Genomic DNA, 18094 nt, shown 5'->3' with positions numbered 1-18094 from the left:
GACCACCCGGACGTTGCTGTCGCGTGAGTCGTGCAGCTTGAGTTCGAGTCGCAGCCCGAGCCCGTCCCGCATCGCCAGCGGCACCTCCAGCCAGCTGGGGGTGGTGATGATGACGTGGATGCCGTACGCCAGACCCACATTGACGAGCTCTGTCACCTTGGCCAGCAACGGGTTACGGGTGTTGAACTGGTCGGTGTTGTCGCGGCCGAAAGCATACAGGTTGTCGATGACCAGGAACACCTCGCCGAACCCGTCATCTCGCGCCGAGCCGTTACCATGACCGTTGCCGTGACCACTTCCGGGCCGGTCTCGGAACGCTTCTCGTTGCTGGCGCGACAGCAGCAGCTGCTCGAGCTCGCCGAAGGTGCGGCGGATGCGCTCGGGTTCCAGCGCCGACGCGACGCTGCCGACGTGCGCCAGATCCTCCACTGCCCGGAGCTGGCCGCCGCCGTAGTCCAGGCAGTAGAACGTGACGTCGCGCGGCGAGTGCAGGCTGGCGGCTGACATGATAAATGTCTGCAGCGCAGTCGATTTGCCCGATTTCGGGCCGCCGTGGATGATCATGTTCCCGGCCGACGAGGTGGCGTCGAAGATCAGCGGATCGCGGCGCATCTCGAATGGCTTGTCGATTTCACCGATCGGCCAGCGCCACTGCCGCTGCGGCACCCCGGCCCGCGCCAGCACCGTGGTCAGCGGGATCGGTTCGTCGAGCGGGGGCAGCCACAGCTGCGGCGCCTGCGGCCCGTAGCGCGCCAACTGTTCCCCGATGGTCGCGATCAGCTTGCGCGGCGGACCAACCGACTCGTCGTCCTCGTCGCCGGATATCACGGTGCCCTGATCCGGCTCCACCGCGCCCGCGGTGAACAGCTTCGGCTCGGGAATCGACTGCACCACAAGAGCTTTAGCTGTCCGCGGCGGGTCGTAGATGCCGTCCACATAGGTGCTGCGGAACTTGATCGGGGTCGCGCCGGGCGCCGGCACCAAAAAGCCCACGCCTTTGTGCTCCTTGCCGGCCTCGACATGGTAGGCGTCTTCCACGCCGATGATCTGTCGGGAAACGCTGGGGCTGGCCACCTTCAGCCCGATCCGGTACGAGGTGTTCTTGTCGATGTCCTTGATCTTGCCGACGTCCAGCGTCTGGGACGCGAACAAGATGTGGATGCGGAACGAGCGACCCTTGCGGGCCACGTAGTCGAACAGCTCCGCGTACTCCGGGTGGTCGGCCAGCATCAGGGTGAACTCGTCGGCGACCACGAACAGCGTCGGGACGGGCGGTAGCTCATGTCCAGCAGCCGCCGCGTTCTCGTATTCGGTCACTGAGTTGAACGCGCTGCCCTGGATGCGACGCCCGGCCTCGCGCAGCAGCACCTCGCGGCGGGCCACCTCACCGCGCAGCGTGTCGGCGAATCGGTCGGCCAGCGACTTCTTCTCGGCCATGTTCGAGATCACCGCGACAACCTGCGGGAAGTTGCGGAAGCTGTCCGCTCCGGCCTCACCCTTGAAGTCCGCGTAGATGACGATCAACCGGTCTGCCGAGTGAGTCGTCAACAGCGACAACAGAATCGACATCAGGGTCTGCGATTTTCCGGAGCCCGTCATGCCGATCATCAGGCCGTGCGGGCCCATGCCGCCCTCTGCTTCGTCCTTGAGGTCGAACATCAGCGGCTCGCCGGTCGCGGTGACACCGATCGGCACGCGCAATTCGTCGTCCCGGCGGCGCGGCGCAAACAGCGCGGGCACGTCCAGCCGCGACGCGTCCGGAATGCCAAGCAGCGTGGTGAAACTGGCGCCACGGGTACCCGCCGAACGCAACCCGTCGTGGGTGGGGTTGGAGTCCCACCTGGACAGCCGGCGGGCCAGGTGAGCGGCGTCATCGGCGCCGAGCTGGTCAGCGACGTCGATATACGGCTGCCAGCCGCCGGTCTGCCAACGCTCGATCGCGCCGCGCGCGATGCGCAGGATCGGCATTTCCGGGTCCGAATACTGTTCGCGGTGCGGCGGTGTGTCCGAGCAATGCACGACGGTGACACCGGTCCGGCCCATCGCCAGCGTGGAGGCGTCCAGGTCGTACTCGGTGTCGTCGACGACGATCAGCAGATGCCGCAGCGCGTCAGCGGGCTCGCCGATGAACGCCGGGCGGTCCAGCAGCGCCGGACCCATCAGCGACACCAGCTCGTCGGGGTCGGTTGCCAGGTAGCGCGCCGGGCCCACACCGTCGACCCGGCCGGGAATGTCGACGTGCGGCAACCACTTCAGCCAGGACCAGTCGCCGCTCTCCAGCGCGCGGGTGGCCAGCGCCACTCCCAGCACCGTCGGGTCGTGCCAGGTCACCGCCTGCGCTATCCAGGCGCGCAGCGCGGCGCGGACCTCGGCGGGGTTCCCCAGCACGGTGATTCGGGAAACCTTGGTCAGGTCGATACCGGTCGGCACGTCGCGGACGGTGCGCTGGGTGTCGAGCAGGCTGCGTAATGCACTGTGCGCCACCGGTTCCAGGTCGATCTCGTCGGCGGTGTCTTTGACCCGCAACGGAGTCGCCAGCGGCACCGAGTGCCGGCCGGCGCGCAGCACCAGGAAGTCGGGGTCGTGCGGGTCACGCTCCCACTGGCGGCGTGAGCCGGGCACGGCCGACAGCTCCGCCGGGTCCGGATGCGACCACTGCGCGGCCGTGCGTTGCTCGGCGGCCTGGGTACGGACGTTGTCGCGGACCACCGACAGGTACCGCAGATAGTCGGCGCGCTCGGCGTCGACCTCCTCGGTGCGCATCTTCTTGTCGTTGCCGCGGTACAACCCGGTGGCCGCCAGCAGCAGCACGAACGGGAAGAACAGCGTCTGCGGGGAGATCAGCCGCATCCCGGTGGCGACCAGCGCGACGATCATGCCCACGATCAGGATCACGATCAGATACGGCAGGGCGCGCCGCAGGAACGACGGCGGAATCACCCGCGGCAGTTCGGGAGGCGCCTCGATGGTGATGGTGCCCTTGCGGGTGCTCGGAGGCGGCAGGCGGCGGCGGGCCTCGAAAATCAGGCGACTCATCGGTGCGACCCCTCGGCCTCTTGAGCTTCAGCCGTGCGGCCGGGTTTGGTGTCGGGCGCCAGGCCGTCGTGCGCCAGCAGCGCGTCGGCGCGCGACAGTGTCGGGCCGCTCGCGAAGAGCGACAGAATCGACCATGGGATCAGCAGCGCCGGCGGGTTCAGACCAAGGGCCTCAACGGTTTTGGATCGTGCGCTGCCGCTGCCCGCCTCGGTGTCGATGCCGTAGCGCACCCCGGTGTCGGACACCCAGAACAGCGACCCGGTGGGCGGTGCGGCCGCACCGCCGCCCGCGGTCTGGGTGAAGTAGCCGCTGCCCGGCGCCAGGGCGACCCGGGCGGCGGTGCCCTCAGCACCTTGCACGCCGGCGCTCACCAAATCGACGGTGCGCACCCGCTCGGGCACCGGCAGGGCCGAGCCGGACAGCAGGCGCAGTGTGCCGGTGGCAGCTCCAGCCGGTTTGCTCCAATACGCACAGGTGACGGGATCGTGGGCCGAGTCGACGAGCGTGACCCGCTGGGCGGGATAGCGCGCGGTGTCCAGCATTCGCGACACCGGCAGCTTGGCGACCTCGTCCGCAGCGAGCCGCGGCGGTTGCTGTAGCCCATAGGAATTGGTGTTGCGCAGGATCGCGGCGAGCACCGGCGAGATCGGCTGCAGCCCGTCCGGCAACACCGCGTAGTAGGTGTCCACTGAGCGCTGGTCAAGGCTGTAGGAGACGACCACCGCCCCGATCGGAGCCGGGACCGGGAAGTTTGCCGGGGCGCCCGCGTTCGGGATCGGCGGCGTGGATAGCGGCGGCGCCTGGGCGATGGCGTTGAACAGTCCCGGGGCGATCGGCCGCGGCGCGGGCAGGTCGGTGCCGAGGCCCAGCGCGTTGGTGATCGCGTGGTCGGCGAGGTCGATCTGGCTGCGCTTGCCCTCCCAGAGCAGCCAAGTACTGCTGCCCCCCTCGCCGGGCAAGCCGACGAGCACCACCTGCTCGGAGGTCAGCGCGCCCGCCCGTGCGCCGTGGCTGTCCGGCGGGCCCGCGATGACCGTGACGCCGGTGCTGTGGCCGGCGCGTCCGCCCTGGACGGGTCCGCTGACGGTGTCGCACACCGTCCAGTTCGCGTCCTTGGCGGTGCTCTGCACCATCCGCTCCGGCGCACCCGGGATCCCGATCAGGTTGCCGCGTGGGAACCGGTCCAGCTCACTGCTTTTCACCGTGGTGGGGTTCGCCGGCTGACCGACGATCAGCCGCGCCGAGGTCAAGTTGAGTACCGGATGGAGTTGGTCCCCGACCCGCACGTAGAGCGCCGCGGTGGAGCGATCCGCGAGCACGGCGTTGTTGCCGGCCGTGCCGCTGGGCCGGATCAGGGAGAAGACGAAGCAGCCCACCAGACCGGTGACCAGGATCAGCGCACCCATCAGGACGGCGCGCGACTGGGTGCGCAACGGGTCGACGAGCATGCGGGTGTCATGCAGCGCGATGCCCGAGGCGATCCGGCGCATCACGAACCGCCATCCGCTGACCTGGTGGCGAGTGACGAAGCCGCGGCGGTAGGCCACCGCGTCGGGGTTTTCGTTGACCGGAGTGCGGGATGTGAAGGAGCGGCGCTCGTCTTCGGGTTCGTGGGCCATCATGCCGGCACCGATAGACCGAGGCCTTGCAGCAGCGGCGCAACCGAATTGCGCACGTCCTCGGTGGAGATCGTCATCAGCTCCTCATCGGTGAATTCGCCGGTTTCGGCGTGCTCGGAGTGGTCTAACCGGAACTCGCGTTCCTCCTCGGACTTTTCGACCACGTTGCGGACAAACCGGCCGTTGCCAGCGATATCTAGGCCGCGACGTTCAACCCCGGCCGCATCAGGTTTCGACGTGTCGGCCAGATGCGCGAACAATGCCTCGAGGTCATCGAGCGCGGCCTGTTCGAAGACGCTGTCGCGCTTACCGGCCATGAAGTTCGCGATTTCGATCAACTCAGGCGCTTTGTACGACGGGAAGTCGATGCTGCGGGTGAACCGCGACCGCAGACCTTGGTTGGTGTCGAGGAACCGATCCAGGTCGGCGCGGTACCCGGCGACGATCACCACCAGCCGATCCCGGTCGTTCTCCATCCGGGCCAGCAGCGTGTCGATGGCCACCAGGCCGAAGTCGTTCTTGGCGCCGGTGGACACCAGGGCATAGGCCTCGTCGAGAAATAAAACGCCATCTAGTGCGCTATCGATGATCGCGTTGGTCTTGGCCTCGGTCTCGCCGATGTGCTGCCCGATCAGGTCGGCGCGGTGCACCTCCCTGATGTTCTCCTTCTTCAGCAAGCCCAGGCCGCAATAGATTTTCGCGATGACGCGGGCGATGGTGGTTTTGCCGGTGCCGGGCGGCCCAGTGAAGACCAGGTGGTGGGTGCGCTGCGCCACCTCCAGTCCGCGCTCCTTACGCACCAACTCCATGGCCACCGCACTCTTCAACCGGGCCACCTGGTCTTTGACCTTCTCTAAGCCGATGAATTCATCGAGCTCGCGTTCGGCCTCTGCCAACAGCAAGTGCTTGCGCTCCTGGGCCCCGGGGTCGACGAAATCGCCGGGACTAGGCTCGGTGTCGGGATCCCACGGGTCGGTGCGCGCCGCGATGCGGTCCGCGCTGGTGGTGACAATGCCGAAACTGGTATCGGTCAGGGCATGCTCGATCTGTTCGTTCTCGGGGTGGGCCGCGTACAAATCCTGCAGAACTTCGATTGCCGACTCCTCGTCGACGTGCGCGCGCAGCACCAGCGCTTTGGCCAGCGCGCCGTCGGCCGCCGCGACGGCGACGGGGCCGTCGGGTTCCTCGAGATACGACAGTGCCGGGGCGAACATGCCGAGTCGGGCCAGCGCGGTGCCCAGGGTGATCTTGGCCGCGTGGGAGAACGCCTCGTCGAGATCGGGGTCGTTGACGATGGGGGTGAGCAGCTTGACGACGTCCGACCAGCGCTCGGCGCGGTAATTGATGACGATGGCAAGCCAACGGGCGTTGCGCCAGGCCGGGCGCCGCTCGGTGATGCCGGTAACCAACTGATAAGCGTCCCCGTACTGTCCGGCCTCCACCAACGCCGCCGCGTAGGCGAGATGGAAATCGTCCGGGCCAGTCGCGCGAAACCGCAAGTACAGTCCGGTGTCGTAAAGGAACCCTAACGCCCCTTGCGCGAGCTCCACCCGGCGTTGCAACGTGCCTGCCGTGTCCGCGGTACGCGAAGCCGCCTCCAGCACACCGATGGACACGTCGCCGGCAGCGGCCAGCCCGGTCCACGCGTCGCACTGGTCATGCGCGATGCGGGTGAGTGCGGTGAAACCCGACCGGGCAGCGGCCAGGTCGGCCGGACGTTGACGGTCGTAGACCACTATGCCGAGCGCGCGACAGCAGGTAGCGAACCGGCTGACGACGTCACTATCTACCCGAGAAATAACATGTTGGGCCGTAAGCATGCCGGTGTCACCGCGTTCCACGACCGCCCCGTCTCCCGTACGAAGTGTCCACTAACCTAACCCGCCTGAAGTTAGCATTGCCTAAGATAGTTGTCGAGGCGCTCGTGCGGGGTCGATTCACGCCTTCGTCCCCGTCCCGGCGGCTCTGACGACGTTGTTTAGGGGCGATCATCGGGCCGCCTTTCCGAATCCTGTCACTAACGCACATTGAGAGCCCGCCGTCCGACGCCGCACCGACGCTTATTGAATATGATTTTCATTAACATTGCAAACCTGTTGTTCTCCCCTCACCGAGCTCCGGCCGATCAGGCTCTCAGGTGCCGGGCACCATGGGCACAGGCGGGCGAACGCCTGGTAAGCCTCGACCGCGTGGCCGACCTCGTCGGCCACCAGCAGCGGAATGTCGTTCATTATCTGCGATATCGCCTGGGACGGGTTCTCGGGGAACTCCTCCAGGTCCCGTCCCAGGGTCTGGGTGATCTCGGTGACCCGGTTTACCCACCAACTCAATTGCTTGGGGTCCCCGCCGTCGTTGTCGATGATTCCGCCGTCGTCGTCGTCGGCGTGCATGATCTGCGGCACCGCATCGGTTCGCGGCGCCGAGGCCACCGCCCCTCCGGCGACGGCCTGATAGGTGGCCGCCTGGATCCACATCCGCACGTAGTCGGCCTCGTTGAGCGCGATCGGAATGGTGTTGATCCCAAAGAAATTGGTGGCCAGCAGGACCGCATGGTTGGCGGCCAGCTCGGGCGGCAGGATCGGCATGGCTGCCAAAGCGGTGGTGTATGCCGTGGCCGCGGTTTCGTGCTGGGCAGCCACGCCCGCGCTGTTGACGCTGGCCTGCATCAGCCACCCCAGATACGGCACAGGCGCGGCGGCATATTGCACAGCCGTCGGCCCTTCCCAGGCCCTGGCCTGCACCGCCCCCAACAGTGCGGACAGTTCGCCCACAACAGCGGCGTAGGTAGCGCGCAAGGAACTCCACGCCGGCCCGCAGCCAACAGGGCACCCGGCCCCGGACCGCTGCTCAGCAGGGTCGAATGGACCTCAGGCGGCAGAGCCGCCCGAACCGGAGCCGTCATTCTCAGCCGCCGGACGCAAGCCGTAGCGCCAAAACAAGACTCCTCACCGTTCCAGGGATGCCCAGGAGTAGTCGGCGGCCGGCCCGGAAAAGTTCCCGACGGCAACGCGGGCCAACGGGGTAATTTGGACGCACACGACAGCACAAACCTGGCGGCTTACGTCGTCACCTGCGCGTTGAGGATATAGAGGGTGACGTCAGCCATCGCACACGATCCGGAAAGCTCGCGGGCTCACCGCATCGAGCTGGAAGTCCTGGGTATGACGTGTGCGGCATGCGCCAACACCGTGCACCGCGCGCTCAACAGGGTCGACGGGGTCCGCGCATCGGTCAACTTCGCGACTCGGACGGCCACCATCGATAGCGGGGACGCAGTCAGCGTCGAGTCGTTGTGCGGGGTTGTGGCAGACGCCGGCTACCGGGCGAGGCCGCGCTGGCAGGCCCCCCCGTCACCCGACGATCCGGCGGCCGAGCGTGCCCGTGACCTGTTGCGCCGGCTGGCGATCGCCGCGACGTCGTTCGCGCAGCTGGCAGGTCTGTTGGTGATCTTCGCGCTGTCGCCAGGTACCCGGTTCACCGGCTGGGGATGGCTGCTCGTCGCGCTGGCCGCTCCGATAGTCACCTGGGCGGCATGGCCGTTCCACCGGGTCGCGGTAAAGAACCTGCGCCACGGCAATGCCAGTATGGAAACGCTGATCTCCATTGGGATCACCGCGGCCACGCTGTGGTCGCTCTACACGATCTTTTTCGAGAGCGATGGGCAAGTTCCCGGGGGTGTTTGGCGGGCGATCGTGGGCAGCGACTCGGTCTATCTGGAGGTCGCAGCGGGCGTCACCGTGTTCGTCCTCGCCGGCCGCTACTTCGAGGCACGAGCCCAATCCAAGGCAGGAGAAGCGTTGCGGGCGTTGGCGGCGCTGCGTGTCGCGGAGGTGTCGGTCTTAATGCCCGACGGCGCCGAGTTGCTGATGCCCGCCGACGAACTCTCCGAACAGCAGAGGTTTGTGGTGCGGCCGGGTCAGCGCATCGCCGCAGACGGGCTGGTGGTCGAGGGTCAAGCCGCGATCGACATGAGCGCGATGACCGGCGAAACTAGCCCCGGGCAGGCCCGGCCCGGCAGCAGCGTGATCGGCGGCACCGTCGCCCTCAATGGCCGGTTGGTGGTCGAGGCCGCCGCCGTCGGCCCCGACACCCAGTTCGCCAGCATGGTGCGACTGGTGGAAGAGGCACAGGCCGGACGGACTTCTGCCCAGCGCCTGGCCGATCGCGTTGCCCGGGTATTCGTGCCAGGTGTGCTGGCCATCGCGGCGCTGACCGCGGTGGCTTGGCTGGTCGTCGGCGGCAGCGCCGATCACATTGTGTCCGCGGCCCTGTCGGTCCTACTGGTCGCCTGCCCGTGCGCCCTGGGGCTGGCGACGCCGACGGCCCTGATGGTGGCCTCGGGCAGGGGCGCCCAATTGGGCATCTTCTTCAAGGGTCTGGGTGCGCTCGAGGCCAGCCGCAAAATCGATACCGTCGCATTCGACAAAACCGGCACCTTGACCACGGGCCGCCTGACACTGACCGCAGTGACCGCCGCAGCGGGCTGGGACCGCGGCGACGTACTCGGCTGGGCGGCGTCGGTGGAGTCCGCGTCGGAACACCCAGTGGGCCTGGCCATCGTCGGCGCCGCTGATCCGCCGGCCCTTCCGGTCGCCGGTTTCCACGCCGTCCCCGGAAGCGGCGTGGTCGGAACGGTCGACGGACGCTGCGTAAAGGTCGGCAGGCCGGCCTGGGTCACCCGGTCTCACACCGTGGGCGCCGATCTGCTCGCTGTCCGACGTGCCCGCGAATCGCGCGGAGATACAGTGGTTTTCGTCTCCGTTGACGACCAGCTGTGCGGTGCCATCGCGGTTGCCGACGTGGCGAAGGAGTCCGCGGCCGACGCCGTCGCGGCGCTGCATCAACGTGGCCTGCGCACGGTGCTGCTCACCGGCGGCAACGCCGCCAACGCGCAAGCGATCGCTACCCAACTCGGTATCGAGGAAGTCATCGCCGAGCTACTTCCCGAGGGAAAAGTCGACGTCATCGAACAACTCCGCGACCGCGGACGCGTCGTCGCCATGGTCGGTGACGGCATCAACGACGCCCCCGCATTGGCGTGCGCCGATCTCGGTCTGGCAATCGGTCGCGGCACCGACGTGGCGATCGGCGCAGCGGATGTGATCCTGGTTCGCGACAGCCTGGACTTGGTTCCGCAAACTCTAGACCTGGCCCACGCGACGATCCGCACCATCTGGGTGAACATGCTGTGGGCGTTCGGCTACAACCTCGTCGCCATTCCGATCGCCGCCGCCGGTCTGCTCAATCCCCTGATCGCCAGCGCCGCGATGGCGTTCTCGTCACTATTCGTGGTGTCGAACAGCCTGAGGTTGCGCAAGTTTCAGTGAGCCGGTGCGATCAGGCCGCCGAATCGTCGGTCGACCGCAGATGCCCGCGCCGTCGTCCACGAGTCGCGTTGTCCGGCAAGACGATGTCGTCCATTCGGGCGTTCGTCGACGCCGTATCCGGGCCGCCGCGACGCCAAAGCAGCAGAGCAAGCACGGTGGCGACCACCACCGGGAGGTGACTCAGCAATCGAACGGCGGTGACCTGATCCGACAGGCCGTCGCTGATCACATAGCAGGACAGGACCACGGTGAAACCGGCCAGGATGCACGTCACCCCCGGCAACGTCACCCGCCAGACCGCCGCAACCACCATCCCGGCGCCCAGCGCCAGGGACCAGGCGGTGGACTCGTTGAGCAGATGTGCGCCGCTCATGGCCCCGTGGTGGTGGGTGGCCACCATGCCGAAGTCAGCGCCGGCGATCTGCGCGGCGGCCAGCGCGATTTGCATAACGCCGACCAACGCCAGGGCCGATCGCGCCCAATGCGACCGGATCCATTTCAGCCAGTAGCCCACGCCTTCGCGCCGGGCCGCCGGCCCGAGAGGCTTGGCCTCGCCGAGACGGCGCCCCGGCTCGCCGACCATGCTGCGCAGCTGAAGAGTCCAACCGTGGGCATCGGCGTACCACGCCCGGCATTGCGGGCACGATGCGAGATGCTCGTCGACACGGGCCGACGGCACGGGTTCGCGCTCAGCGTCCAGCCTGGCAGACAGCGCCTCACGGGCGATGTCACAGTCCACAACCGCCAAGATAATGCAGGACACGGCCGAACCAAAAGGTCCGGTCACGCTTTGACGGCACTGACCAGGGTGTTACGCGCAACCATCGGCCCGGCTTTGAGATCCGGGCCGGGCACCGGCCGGCCGACCTCGCGAAGGTAATCGGCCAGCGGAGTCCCGACCGCGGTCCAGCCGCGTTGCGAGAACCACTCGGAGGCCGGCGCGTGCCGCTCGTTGTAGACCAGTTGAAAGAACACGCGTTGGTCGGGGTCGGCACGTTCCTCTTCGACTTTGGCCTCGAATTCGTCCTGGTCGAGCGGGGCACCGTCCTCGACCGCGACGTAGCTGCCCGGTGCGGCCATGGCGTCGATGCCGGCGAACAGCTGCTCCTGCGCCGTGGCGGGAAGATAGATCAGCAAGCCCTCGGCAATCCATGCCGACGGCTTGGCTGCGTCGAATCCGTTGTCCCGCAAAGCCTGTGGCCAATCTTCGCGAAGGTCGACAGCGATCTCGCGGCGCTCGGCACGCGGCTGGGCGCCCTGGCCGGCGAGCACCTCACGCTTGAAATCGAGGACCTGCGGACGGTCCAACTCGAAGATCGTGGTCCCGTCGGGCCACGCCAGCCGGTAGGCACGCGAGTCCAGCCCTGCCGCCAGAACCACCACCTGGCGCACCCCGCCCTCGGCGGCCCGGCGGAAATACTCGTCGAAATACCTGGTGCGGGCACCCTGGAAATTGACGAAATACTCGCCGAAGTCACTGGTCTTGAGCTCGTGGTCGGGCACCTTGCCGTCGAGCACCTCGGCCGCGCGACCACCGACCGCGCGGCAGAACACCTCGGCATAAGGGTCGACGGCCAGAGGGTCGGGCTTCTGCGCTTCCAGCGCTCGCGCCGTCGCTACGAAAAGCGCGGTCGCACCGACACTTGTTGTGATATCCCAGGTATCGCCTTCGCTACGCACCCAATCGACCCTACGCCGGGGCGCTGCGGCGCCTATCCCGGTGCGGCAACCGCAGTGGCCAGCCAGATCCCGCGGCTAGCCGCCCCGTTGGCAGCCTTACGGCTGCCGGCCGTCGCGTTGCTCGTTCTCGCGTGGCTAACTGTCATCTCCGTCTTTGCTCCGCTCGCCGGGCGCAGGCCAGTCAGGATCCCGGGTGCTCGCCACCGAAATTCATCACCGGCTAGCGCGGTCAAGCCGAGCGTGCAGGTAGGCCTTCACGCCGTAGTGATGAAAATGGTTATCGTTCTCGATGTGAGTGTCTTGCGCTCCCGCTTCCACCGCACCGTGGCTACCGCCTTCGCGCTGACGCTCGCTGTGGCGGGCTGTTCGTCGAGCCAGAAACCCGTAAGCGCCTGCCCGACCGCCCCGGTGGCTGTGGTGGTCAGCGTCGATCAGTGGGGCGATATCGTCTCCGAGCTTGGCGGTGCTTGCGCGAACGTCAAAGCTGTACTGGCCAGCTCCTCCGTGGATCCACACGACTACGAGCCATCACCGGCCGACGCGGCGAGCTTCACGGGCGCCAAACTTATCGTGGTCAACGGCGCCGACTACGACCCGTGGGCATCGAAACTAGCCGCCAGCTCCGCCGCCGGCGCCCAGGTGGTGAGCGCCGCTGAAGTCACGAAGACACCGAATGGCGCGAACCCACACCTGTGGTACATGCCATCGGCGGTGGTCGCGGTCGCTGACGCGGTAACCGCCAAGCTCACCAAACTCGACCCGCAGACCGGCGACTACTTCAGCCAGCGCCGAGCGCAGTTCACCACCACGATGGCCCCCTATACCAGACTGATCAACGAGATCAAAGCCGGCGCGGCAGGAAAGTCCTATGCGGCCACCGAAAGCATCTTCGACTACCAGGCGCAGGCACTGGGTCTGGTCAACAAGACTCCGGTGGGCTATCAGCGGGCGGCGGCCAACGAATCAGACCCGTCGCCCGGCGACATCAATGCGTTCCGCACCCTGCTGGCCGGCCGGCAGGCCGACGTCTTCATCTACAACAGCCAGACCCAGGGCTCGATCCCCAAGCAGATTCGTTCGGCAGCCGAACACGCCGGGGTGCCCGTCGTCAACGTGACCGAAAGCGTGCCGCCCGGGCAGACCTCGTTCGTGGGCTGGCAAGACGCCCAGCTCGTCGCGTTGGGGAAGGCACTCGGTGTCGCTATCTGAGCTTCCGGCCGCCCCCGCCGCGCTGGCGTTCACCGACGTCAGCGCGGTGCGCGGAGGACGACTCCTCTGGTCACACGCCAGCTTCACGGTGCCCACCGGCGGCATCGTCGCCGTCATCGGACCCAACGGTTCGGGCAAGACCACCCTGCTGCACATAGCCCTCGGACTGATCCCGCCTGCCAATGGCCAGCTCGAGGTGTTCGGCCACCATCCCGGCCACGGCAACGACAGCATCGGCTACGTGCCGCAACACTATTCCGCCAGCGCGGGGGAAGCCATCCGCGCCGCCGATGCGGTGCTGCTCGGACTCATCGGGCGCCGGTGGGCGTTCGGGCGCAGCACCGCAGCCCAACGCAAGCTCGTCAACCGGGCACTGGCCGCCGTGGAGGCCACCGAGATCGCCGACCGGCGGCTTTCGATGCTTTCCGGCGGACAACGCCAGCGCATCGCGATCGCCACAGCCCTGGTAGCACAACCGCAATTGCTAATCCTCGACGAACCGTTGGCGTCGTTGGATCTGCGCAGCCAGCACGACATCGTCGCACTGCTTGCCCGACTGCATGCCGAGTTGGCTGTGACCATCCTGGTGGTCGCCCACGACCTCAACCCGCTGCTGCCCATCCTGCATAGCGCGATCTACCTGCTTGACGGGCATCCTCACTACGCCCCCATCGACGAAGTGGTAGACGATGCGCTGCTGAGCCAGCTGTACGGCACGCCGATACAGGTCGCGCGCACACCGCACGGGGAGCCATTTATGAGGAGCACACTGTGACCGCCCACCTTGTAGCCCTGGGTTACCAACCCAATTGGTGGCCGATTCTGACATCGGGGTTCATGAGCAATGCCCTGATCGGCGGCACTATCGTCGCGCTGGCCGCGGGGTTGATCGGCTACTTCGTCGTGGTGCGCCGCACCGCTTTCGCCGCCCATGCGCTGGCTCACATCGGCCTGCCCGGCGCGACGGGCGCCGTGCTTCTAGGCGTGCCCGTAATCGTCGGGCTCGGCGTGTTCTGTGTCGGCGGGGCACTGGTGATCGGCGCCCTGGGCAAGCGCGCCGCGGATCGCGAAGTGGTCACCGGGACGGTCTTGGCCATGGCCACCGGTCTTGGCCTGTTCTTCAACTCACTGGCCACCGAGAGCTCGAGCACGATAACCAACGTGTTGTTCGGTAACCTGCTGGCCATCTCCCGCGAGCAATTGGTCAGCTTCGCGATCCTGCTGGTAGTGCTGGGGTTCAGCGTCGGCGTTATCTACCGGCCCCTGCTGTTCAGCTCGGTCAACGCCGTCGTCGCCCAGGCCAAAGGAGTGCCCGTGCGCGCTCTATCCATCATGTTCATGGCGCTGCTCGGGCTCACCGTCACCATGGCCGTACAAGCCGTCGGCACGCTGCTGTTATTCGCCCTGGTCGTCACTCCCGCCGCGACCGCCATCATGCTCACTCCCCGACCGGTACTGGCCATGGCCATCTCGACGGCGATCAGCCTCTGCGCGGTGTGGCTCGGACTCGGCGCATCGGCAATGTTCAACCTGCCGCCCAGTTTCCTCATCGTCACCATTGCCTGCGCCATCTGGTTGACCGTATGGGTCATGAACCGCCGCAGAAAACCTGCCGCCCAAGCATTGGATGAATCCGGTTCGTCATCCACGTTAACCTCGCCGTTAACGAGGCGGGTCTCGGCTACCCCGAGGAAATGACGACGATCCCACCAGCTGTTGCGGCTCAGCGCGTGTGTACGCAAACCACAAGGTGCCACCGCATGCGTGCCAAGCTATATGAAAATGATTATCATTAAGCGTATGTCTTCGCCCGGCAGCGGTTCGCTATCCGTCACCGTCCTGTCCGCTTCCTGGGCGCCGGCAAAACCACCCTGCTCAACCACATCCTGGCTAACCGCGACGGGCGGCGCGTCGCCGTGGTCGTCGGGTCCACCACCTGCGGCATGTTGGGGTTGGACACCGTGTTGGACACGGCGCTGTTCGACCCGGAGCAGGCCGTACTTGCGTTGCGCAACGCGAACGAACTGACGACCCAATGGCTGGTTCCAGGCGAACTGGGTGAGTTCCCGCCAAGCAATTAGCTGTACCGGTGTTCGGGGCCGGCCCAGCCCAGTGCCGCGCCCGTTGCGGGCCGGATCTCGACAAACGATCACAGCCCGGATTTGACCTGAATTGATAGGAGAAATGAACTGTGGAACGCCGTGAATTGTCCGCCAAACTCATTGAGTTGTTGTCACTGACCCTTCGTCCCGTGGCGGTGACCTTTCGCGACCAGGCGCCTGACGGTGTTGCGAACGCCGCGCGGTCAGTGCCGTCCGGTTGCTCGTTCTGGCGCGCGGCTGAAAAGAGTGTTTTCTACGCGGCGGCACACCAGCACTTCAACTGTCCAATCGGCGCGATGGTCATGGGTTTCGAGCTGCCGTCACATATCCAGAACGAACTGGGCATCGCGGTCGAAACGATGTGTGAGGTTGGCTACCTTGATCCCGCCGAGGCCGCGTCCTTGCCGTCAGTGCGCTCGGGCAGAAAGGGAGCGGTATACGGACCGTTGGCTGACGTATCGGTCGACCCGGACGTCGTGCTGATGTGGCTCACCCCAGCGCAGGCGATGCTGTTCAGCGAGGCAGCCGGCACCGCCGCCTGGACCGGGGAACAGCTTCGGGTCAGCGGCCGTCCGGCCTGCACCGCGCTGCCGTTGGCGCTCAACGCGCAGGAGCCCCGGTTATCGCTGGGGTGTGCAGGCATGCGGATCTTCACACACATTTCCGGTGAGCTTCTGCTGGCTGTCCTTCCCGGTGCCAAAGTCGAGGAGTTCCTGACTAGCCTGACCGCCCTTGTGAAGGCGAATGCCGCGATGGGCGATTACTACCAGGCCAAGGAGGCCGACTTGGCCTGATCAGTCAGCGCTGCGATCTGTCGGAGCTCACCCGCACCACGGTATGTCGTGGCCGGGCAACGCCCGCAACGATCTCGCCGTAGGTCGCCTTGCGGCGCGACCGCAGCTACGACCAGTTACGACGCTGGAATCGTTAATGAAAATGGTTATCATTAGCGACGTGACCGTTGAACCTGCCCCACTGCTGCCCGTCACCGTCCTGTCCGGCTTCCTGGGTGCAGGAAAGACCACCCTGCTCAACCACATCCTGGCTAATCGCGACGGACGGAAGGTGGCCGTCATCGTCAACGACATGAGCGAGGTCAACATCGATGCTGCGTTGATCGCGGGGCAGGGGCATTTGGATCGCACCGAGGAGAAGCTCGTCGAGCTGACCAACGGGTGCATCTGCTGCACCCTGCGGGAGGACCTGATCGAAGCGGTCAGGGACCTGGCGCGGCAGAACCGCTTCGACCAGATGGTGATCGAGTCAACGGGCATCTCTGAGCCGATGCCGGTCGCGGCGACGTTCAGCTGGGAGTTCGACGACGGATTCAGCCTCGGTCAGGTCGCTCGGCTCGACACGCTGGTCACCGTGGTCGACGCCGCCACCTTCCTTTCCGAACTGGTGCGCGGTGAAGCGCTCGCCGAACGTGATCTGGCCGCCGGCGACGGCGACGCGCGCAGCATCTCTGATCTACTGGTCGACCAGGTCGAGTTCGCCGACGTGATACTTCTCAACAAAACCGACCTGGTCACTGCACAGATCTGCGGAACAGTGGAAACAGTGCTGCGCCGGCTCAATCCCACCGCCAGGATCGTCCGCACCGACCACGGCGTGGTGCCACTGGACAAGGTCCTGGACACCGGGCTGTTCGATCCCATCCTTGCGGCGACCGCACCTGGCTGGGACGAAGAAATCGCGGGGGGTCACACGCCCGAAACCGAGGAGTACGGCATCAGCAGTACGACTTTCCGCGCTGCGCGTCCGTTTCACCCCCATCGGCTGGAACAGGTTCTCGACGAGGTTCGGGGATTGTTGCGCAGTAAGGGATTCTGCTGGATCGCCAGCCGGCCGTCCATCGCCGCGATCTGGTCGCAGGCCGGCCCGAACCTGGTACTCGAACCGGCGCAGTACTGGTCCACCGCAGACATCGCACCCAGTCAGGAGATCGTGTTCATCGGCGTTCGACTGGACCGCGACCGGGTACACCGCTTACTGGAGTCTGCGTTGCTCACCGACGCGGAATTCGTTGCAGGCGAAAAACAGTGGCTCACCTACACCGACCCGCTACCCGCGTGGGAAGAGGCGCACTCCCATCAGTAGGCCGCCCGCGCCGCCAATCGACGTGCGCACGAGAGGACGACACGGTGGACCGTCCTGAACCCTACGGAAAGCAATTACCGCAGCTTTCCCGAAGGAAACGTGGGGCTACGCGGATTATGCCAACTTGTCGGCGGCAGGCAAAGCAGACCTGCGTGGCCAGCGACTCGCTGTCGTGCACCCGCACCGGCGTCTCCTTTACGCGTCGGCGTCAGTGCTCGTCGTAGTGCTCGCCATGAGCCGCGTGCCGACACCCGTCGTGCACATAGTCGACATGGTCCCTATGCGGGATTGCAACATGGCCGCACCCCTCACCGTGGACATGGTCATGATCTTCATGCACCGCGTGGCCGGATGGCTCACATTCGTCGTAGTGATCCTCGTGCTGTCGATGAAGGTGACCGCTGTGGACGTAGTCGACATGATCCTCGTGTGGGATAGCGACATGGCCGCATCCTTCGCCATGCACATGATCATGTCCGACGTGCTCGTTGTGGATTGTACCGGTCATCGTTTCTCACCGTCCGTAGCCAATTTTGACTTCTAAGCTACTGGCGCGTCCCAGTTTTCGTCCAGCCGCGCCCGTTGTTCTCAAGAATCATTACGGCTCGCAGCAGACTGTGGCCACCTGTCCAAGCGTCGGTCTCCTACCAGCGCGAGAACGAGTGCTGGCGGGCGCTCCGTTGGCGGTGTGGGTCAGCGCCGAGGTGATCGCCTCGTGGGTGTCGGTGCCGCACATTCCAGTGCGGTGCCGGCGCGCTGACACAATGGCACGGTGGCGACGCTGAGGTTCGTGCGCCGGCTGGGGGCCGGGTCGATGGAAGTGCTGGTGGGCATTCTGCTCGTGTGCGCCTTCTCGGCGACAATGTTGCGAAATGCGGTTTCAGGTAGTGCGGCGTTGTCAACGGCGGGCACGGTGTTCTGTGGGGTGTTCGTGCAGGCGGTTCCTTTTTTGGTGCTAGGGGTGGTGGTCAGTGGGTTGATTGCGGCGTTCGTGTCGCCCGAGCGGTTGGCGCGGTGGCTG

13 protein-coding genes and 3 pseudogenes are annotated in these 18094 nt (G+C 66.2%); 9 read left to right on the top strand and 7 right to left on the bottom strand.

Annotated features, from left to right (window positions below):
- The 4 genes and pseudogenes from eccCa to VML93_RS09560 all read right to left on the bottom strand — a co-directional run.
- Positions 1-3036: type VII secretion protein EccCa (gene eccCa / locus VML93_RS09575; RefSeq protein ID WP_325609989.1), on the bottom strand; the 3036-nt coding region annotated here is incomplete at its 3' end.
- Entirely contained in the window at positions 3033-4658 is a 1626-nt protein-coding gene (eccB, locus tag VML93_RS09570; RefSeq protein ID WP_325609987.1) for a type VII secretion protein EccB, read from the bottom strand. The genes eccCa and eccB, both read right to left, overlap by 4 nt.
- Positions 4655-6496, bottom strand: a complete 1842-nt coding sequence (gene eccA / locus VML93_RS09565; protein ID WP_325609985.1) for a type VII secretion AAA-ATPase EccA — start codon at positions 6494-6496, stop codon at positions 4655-4657. The genes eccB and eccA overlap by 4 nt, the downstream gene beginning before the upstream one ends.
- A gap of 546 nt (positions 6497-7042) precedes the next feature.
- Positions 7043-7557 (bottom strand): annotated as a pseudogene (locus tag VML93_RS09560) (PPE family protein); the annotation flags it as partial.
- Positions 7558-7747: 190 nt separating this feature from the next.
- Here VML93_RS09560 and VML93_RS09555 point away from each other — a divergent pair.
- Positions 7748-9982 carry a heavy metal translocating P-type ATPase gene (locus VML93_RS09555; RefSeq protein ID WP_414686317.1) on the top strand — a complete coding sequence of 745 codons (2235 nt, stop codon included), beginning with the start codon at positions 7748-7750 and terminating at the stop codon, positions 9980-9982.
- A gap of 10 nt (positions 9983-9992) precedes the next feature.
- Here the strand turns inward: VML93_RS09555 and VML93_RS09550 are convergent, their stop codons facing one another.
- Both VML93_RS09550 and VML93_RS09545 read right to left on the bottom strand, forming a co-directional pair.
- A complete protein-coding gene (locus VML93_RS09550; protein WP_325609994.1) occupies positions 9993-10721 on the bottom strand; it encodes a DUF2275 domain-containing protein in 729 nt (242 codons plus the stop codon).
- A 44-nt stretch (positions 10722-10765) separates the two neighbouring features.
- Complete coding sequence (locus tag VML93_RS09545) at positions 10766-11662, bottom strand: class I SAM-dependent methyltransferase (RefSeq protein WP_325609983.1); 897 nt, start codon at positions 11660-11662, stop codon at positions 10766-10768.
- A 417-nt stretch (positions 11663-12079) separates the two neighbouring features.
- Between VML93_RS09545 and VML93_RS09540 the strand changes: the two genes are divergently transcribed.
- The 7 genes and pseudogenes from VML93_RS09540 to VML93_RS09510 all read left to right on the top strand — a co-directional run bounded on the left by VML93_RS09540 (position 12080) and on the right by VML93_RS09510 (position 17073).
- The gene (locus VML93_RS09540; protein WP_325609992.1) at positions 12080-12871 is read left to right on the top strand and encodes a metal ABC transporter solute-binding protein, Zn/Mn family; all 792 of its coding nucleotides are present in this window, start codon (positions 12080-12082) and stop codon (positions 12869-12871) included.
- A complete protein-coding gene (locus tag VML93_RS09535; RefSeq protein ID WP_325609981.1) occupies positions 12858-13646 on the top strand; it encodes an ABC transporter ATP-binding protein in 789 nt (262 codons plus the stop codon). Before VML93_RS09540 ends, VML93_RS09535 begins: the two co-directional genes overlap by 14 nt.
- A gap of 62 nt (positions 13647-13708) precedes the next feature.
- Positions 13709-14569 carry a metal ABC transporter permease gene (locus VML93_RS09530; RefSeq protein ID WP_325609990.1) on the top strand — a complete coding sequence of 287 codons (861 nt, stop codon included), beginning with the start codon at positions 13709-13711 and terminating at the stop codon, positions 14567-14569.
- Positions 14570-14671: 102 nt separating this feature from the next.
- Positions 14672-14797 (top strand): annotated as a pseudogene (locus VML93_RS09525) (GTP-binding protein); the annotation flags it as partial.
- A 17-nt stretch (positions 14798-14814) separates the two neighbouring features.
- Entirely contained in the window at positions 14815-14952 is a 138-nt protein-coding gene (locus VML93_RS09520) for a hypothetical protein (RefSeq protein WP_325609979.1), read from the top strand.
- A 110-nt stretch (positions 14953-15062) separates the two neighbouring features.
- Positions 15063-15767 carry a DUF169 domain-containing protein gene (locus tag VML93_RS09515; protein ID WP_325609977.1) on the top strand — a complete coding sequence of 235 codons (705 nt, stop codon included), beginning with the start codon at positions 15063-15065 and terminating at the stop codon, positions 15765-15767.
- A 160-nt stretch (positions 15768-15927) separates the two neighbouring features.
- On the top strand, positions 15928-17073 hold the full coding sequence (locus VML93_RS09510) for a GTP-binding protein (protein ID WP_414686316.1): 1146 nt from the start codon (positions 15928-15930) through the stop codon (positions 17071-17073).
- 208 nt (positions 17074-17281) lie between these two features.
- Here the strand turns inward: VML93_RS09510 and VML93_RS09505 are convergent, their stop codons facing one another.
- Positions 17282-17581: a hypothetical protein gene (locus VML93_RS09505; RefSeq protein WP_325609973.1), complete on the bottom strand. Its 300-nt coding sequence runs from the start codon at positions 17579-17581 to the stop codon at positions 17282-17284.
- Between the two features lie 264 nt (positions 17582-17845).
- Here VML93_RS09505 and VML93_RS09500 point away from each other — a divergent pair.
- Positions 17846-18094, top strand: a pseudogene (locus tag VML93_RS09500) (permease); the annotation flags it as partial.

It is taken from the genome of Mycobacterium sp. (genome assembly GCF_035499775.1).
GTDB lineage: Bacteria > Actinomycetota > Actinomycetes > Mycobacteriales > Mycobacteriaceae > Mycobacterium.
This window is presented reverse-complemented; position numbering and strand designations above follow the sequence as displayed.

Bases quoted from the DNA above. Each gene is read 5' to 3' on its own strand.
- VML93_RS09530 (WP_325609990.1), top strand. From the start codon at position 13,709: ATGAGCAATGCCCTGATCGGCGGCACTATCGTCGCGCTGGCCGCGGGG.
- VML93_RS09520 (WP_325609979.1), top strand. From the start codon at position 14,815: ATGTTGGGGTTGGACACCGTGTTGGACACGGCGCTGTTCGACCCGGAG.
- eccB (WP_325609987.1), bottom strand. From the start codon at position 4,658: ATGATGGCCCACGAACCCGAAGACGAGCGCCGCTCCTTCACATCCCGC.
- VML93_RS09505 (WP_325609973.1), bottom strand. From the start codon at position 17,581: ATGACCGGTACAATCCACAACGAGCACGTCGGACATGATCATGTGCAT.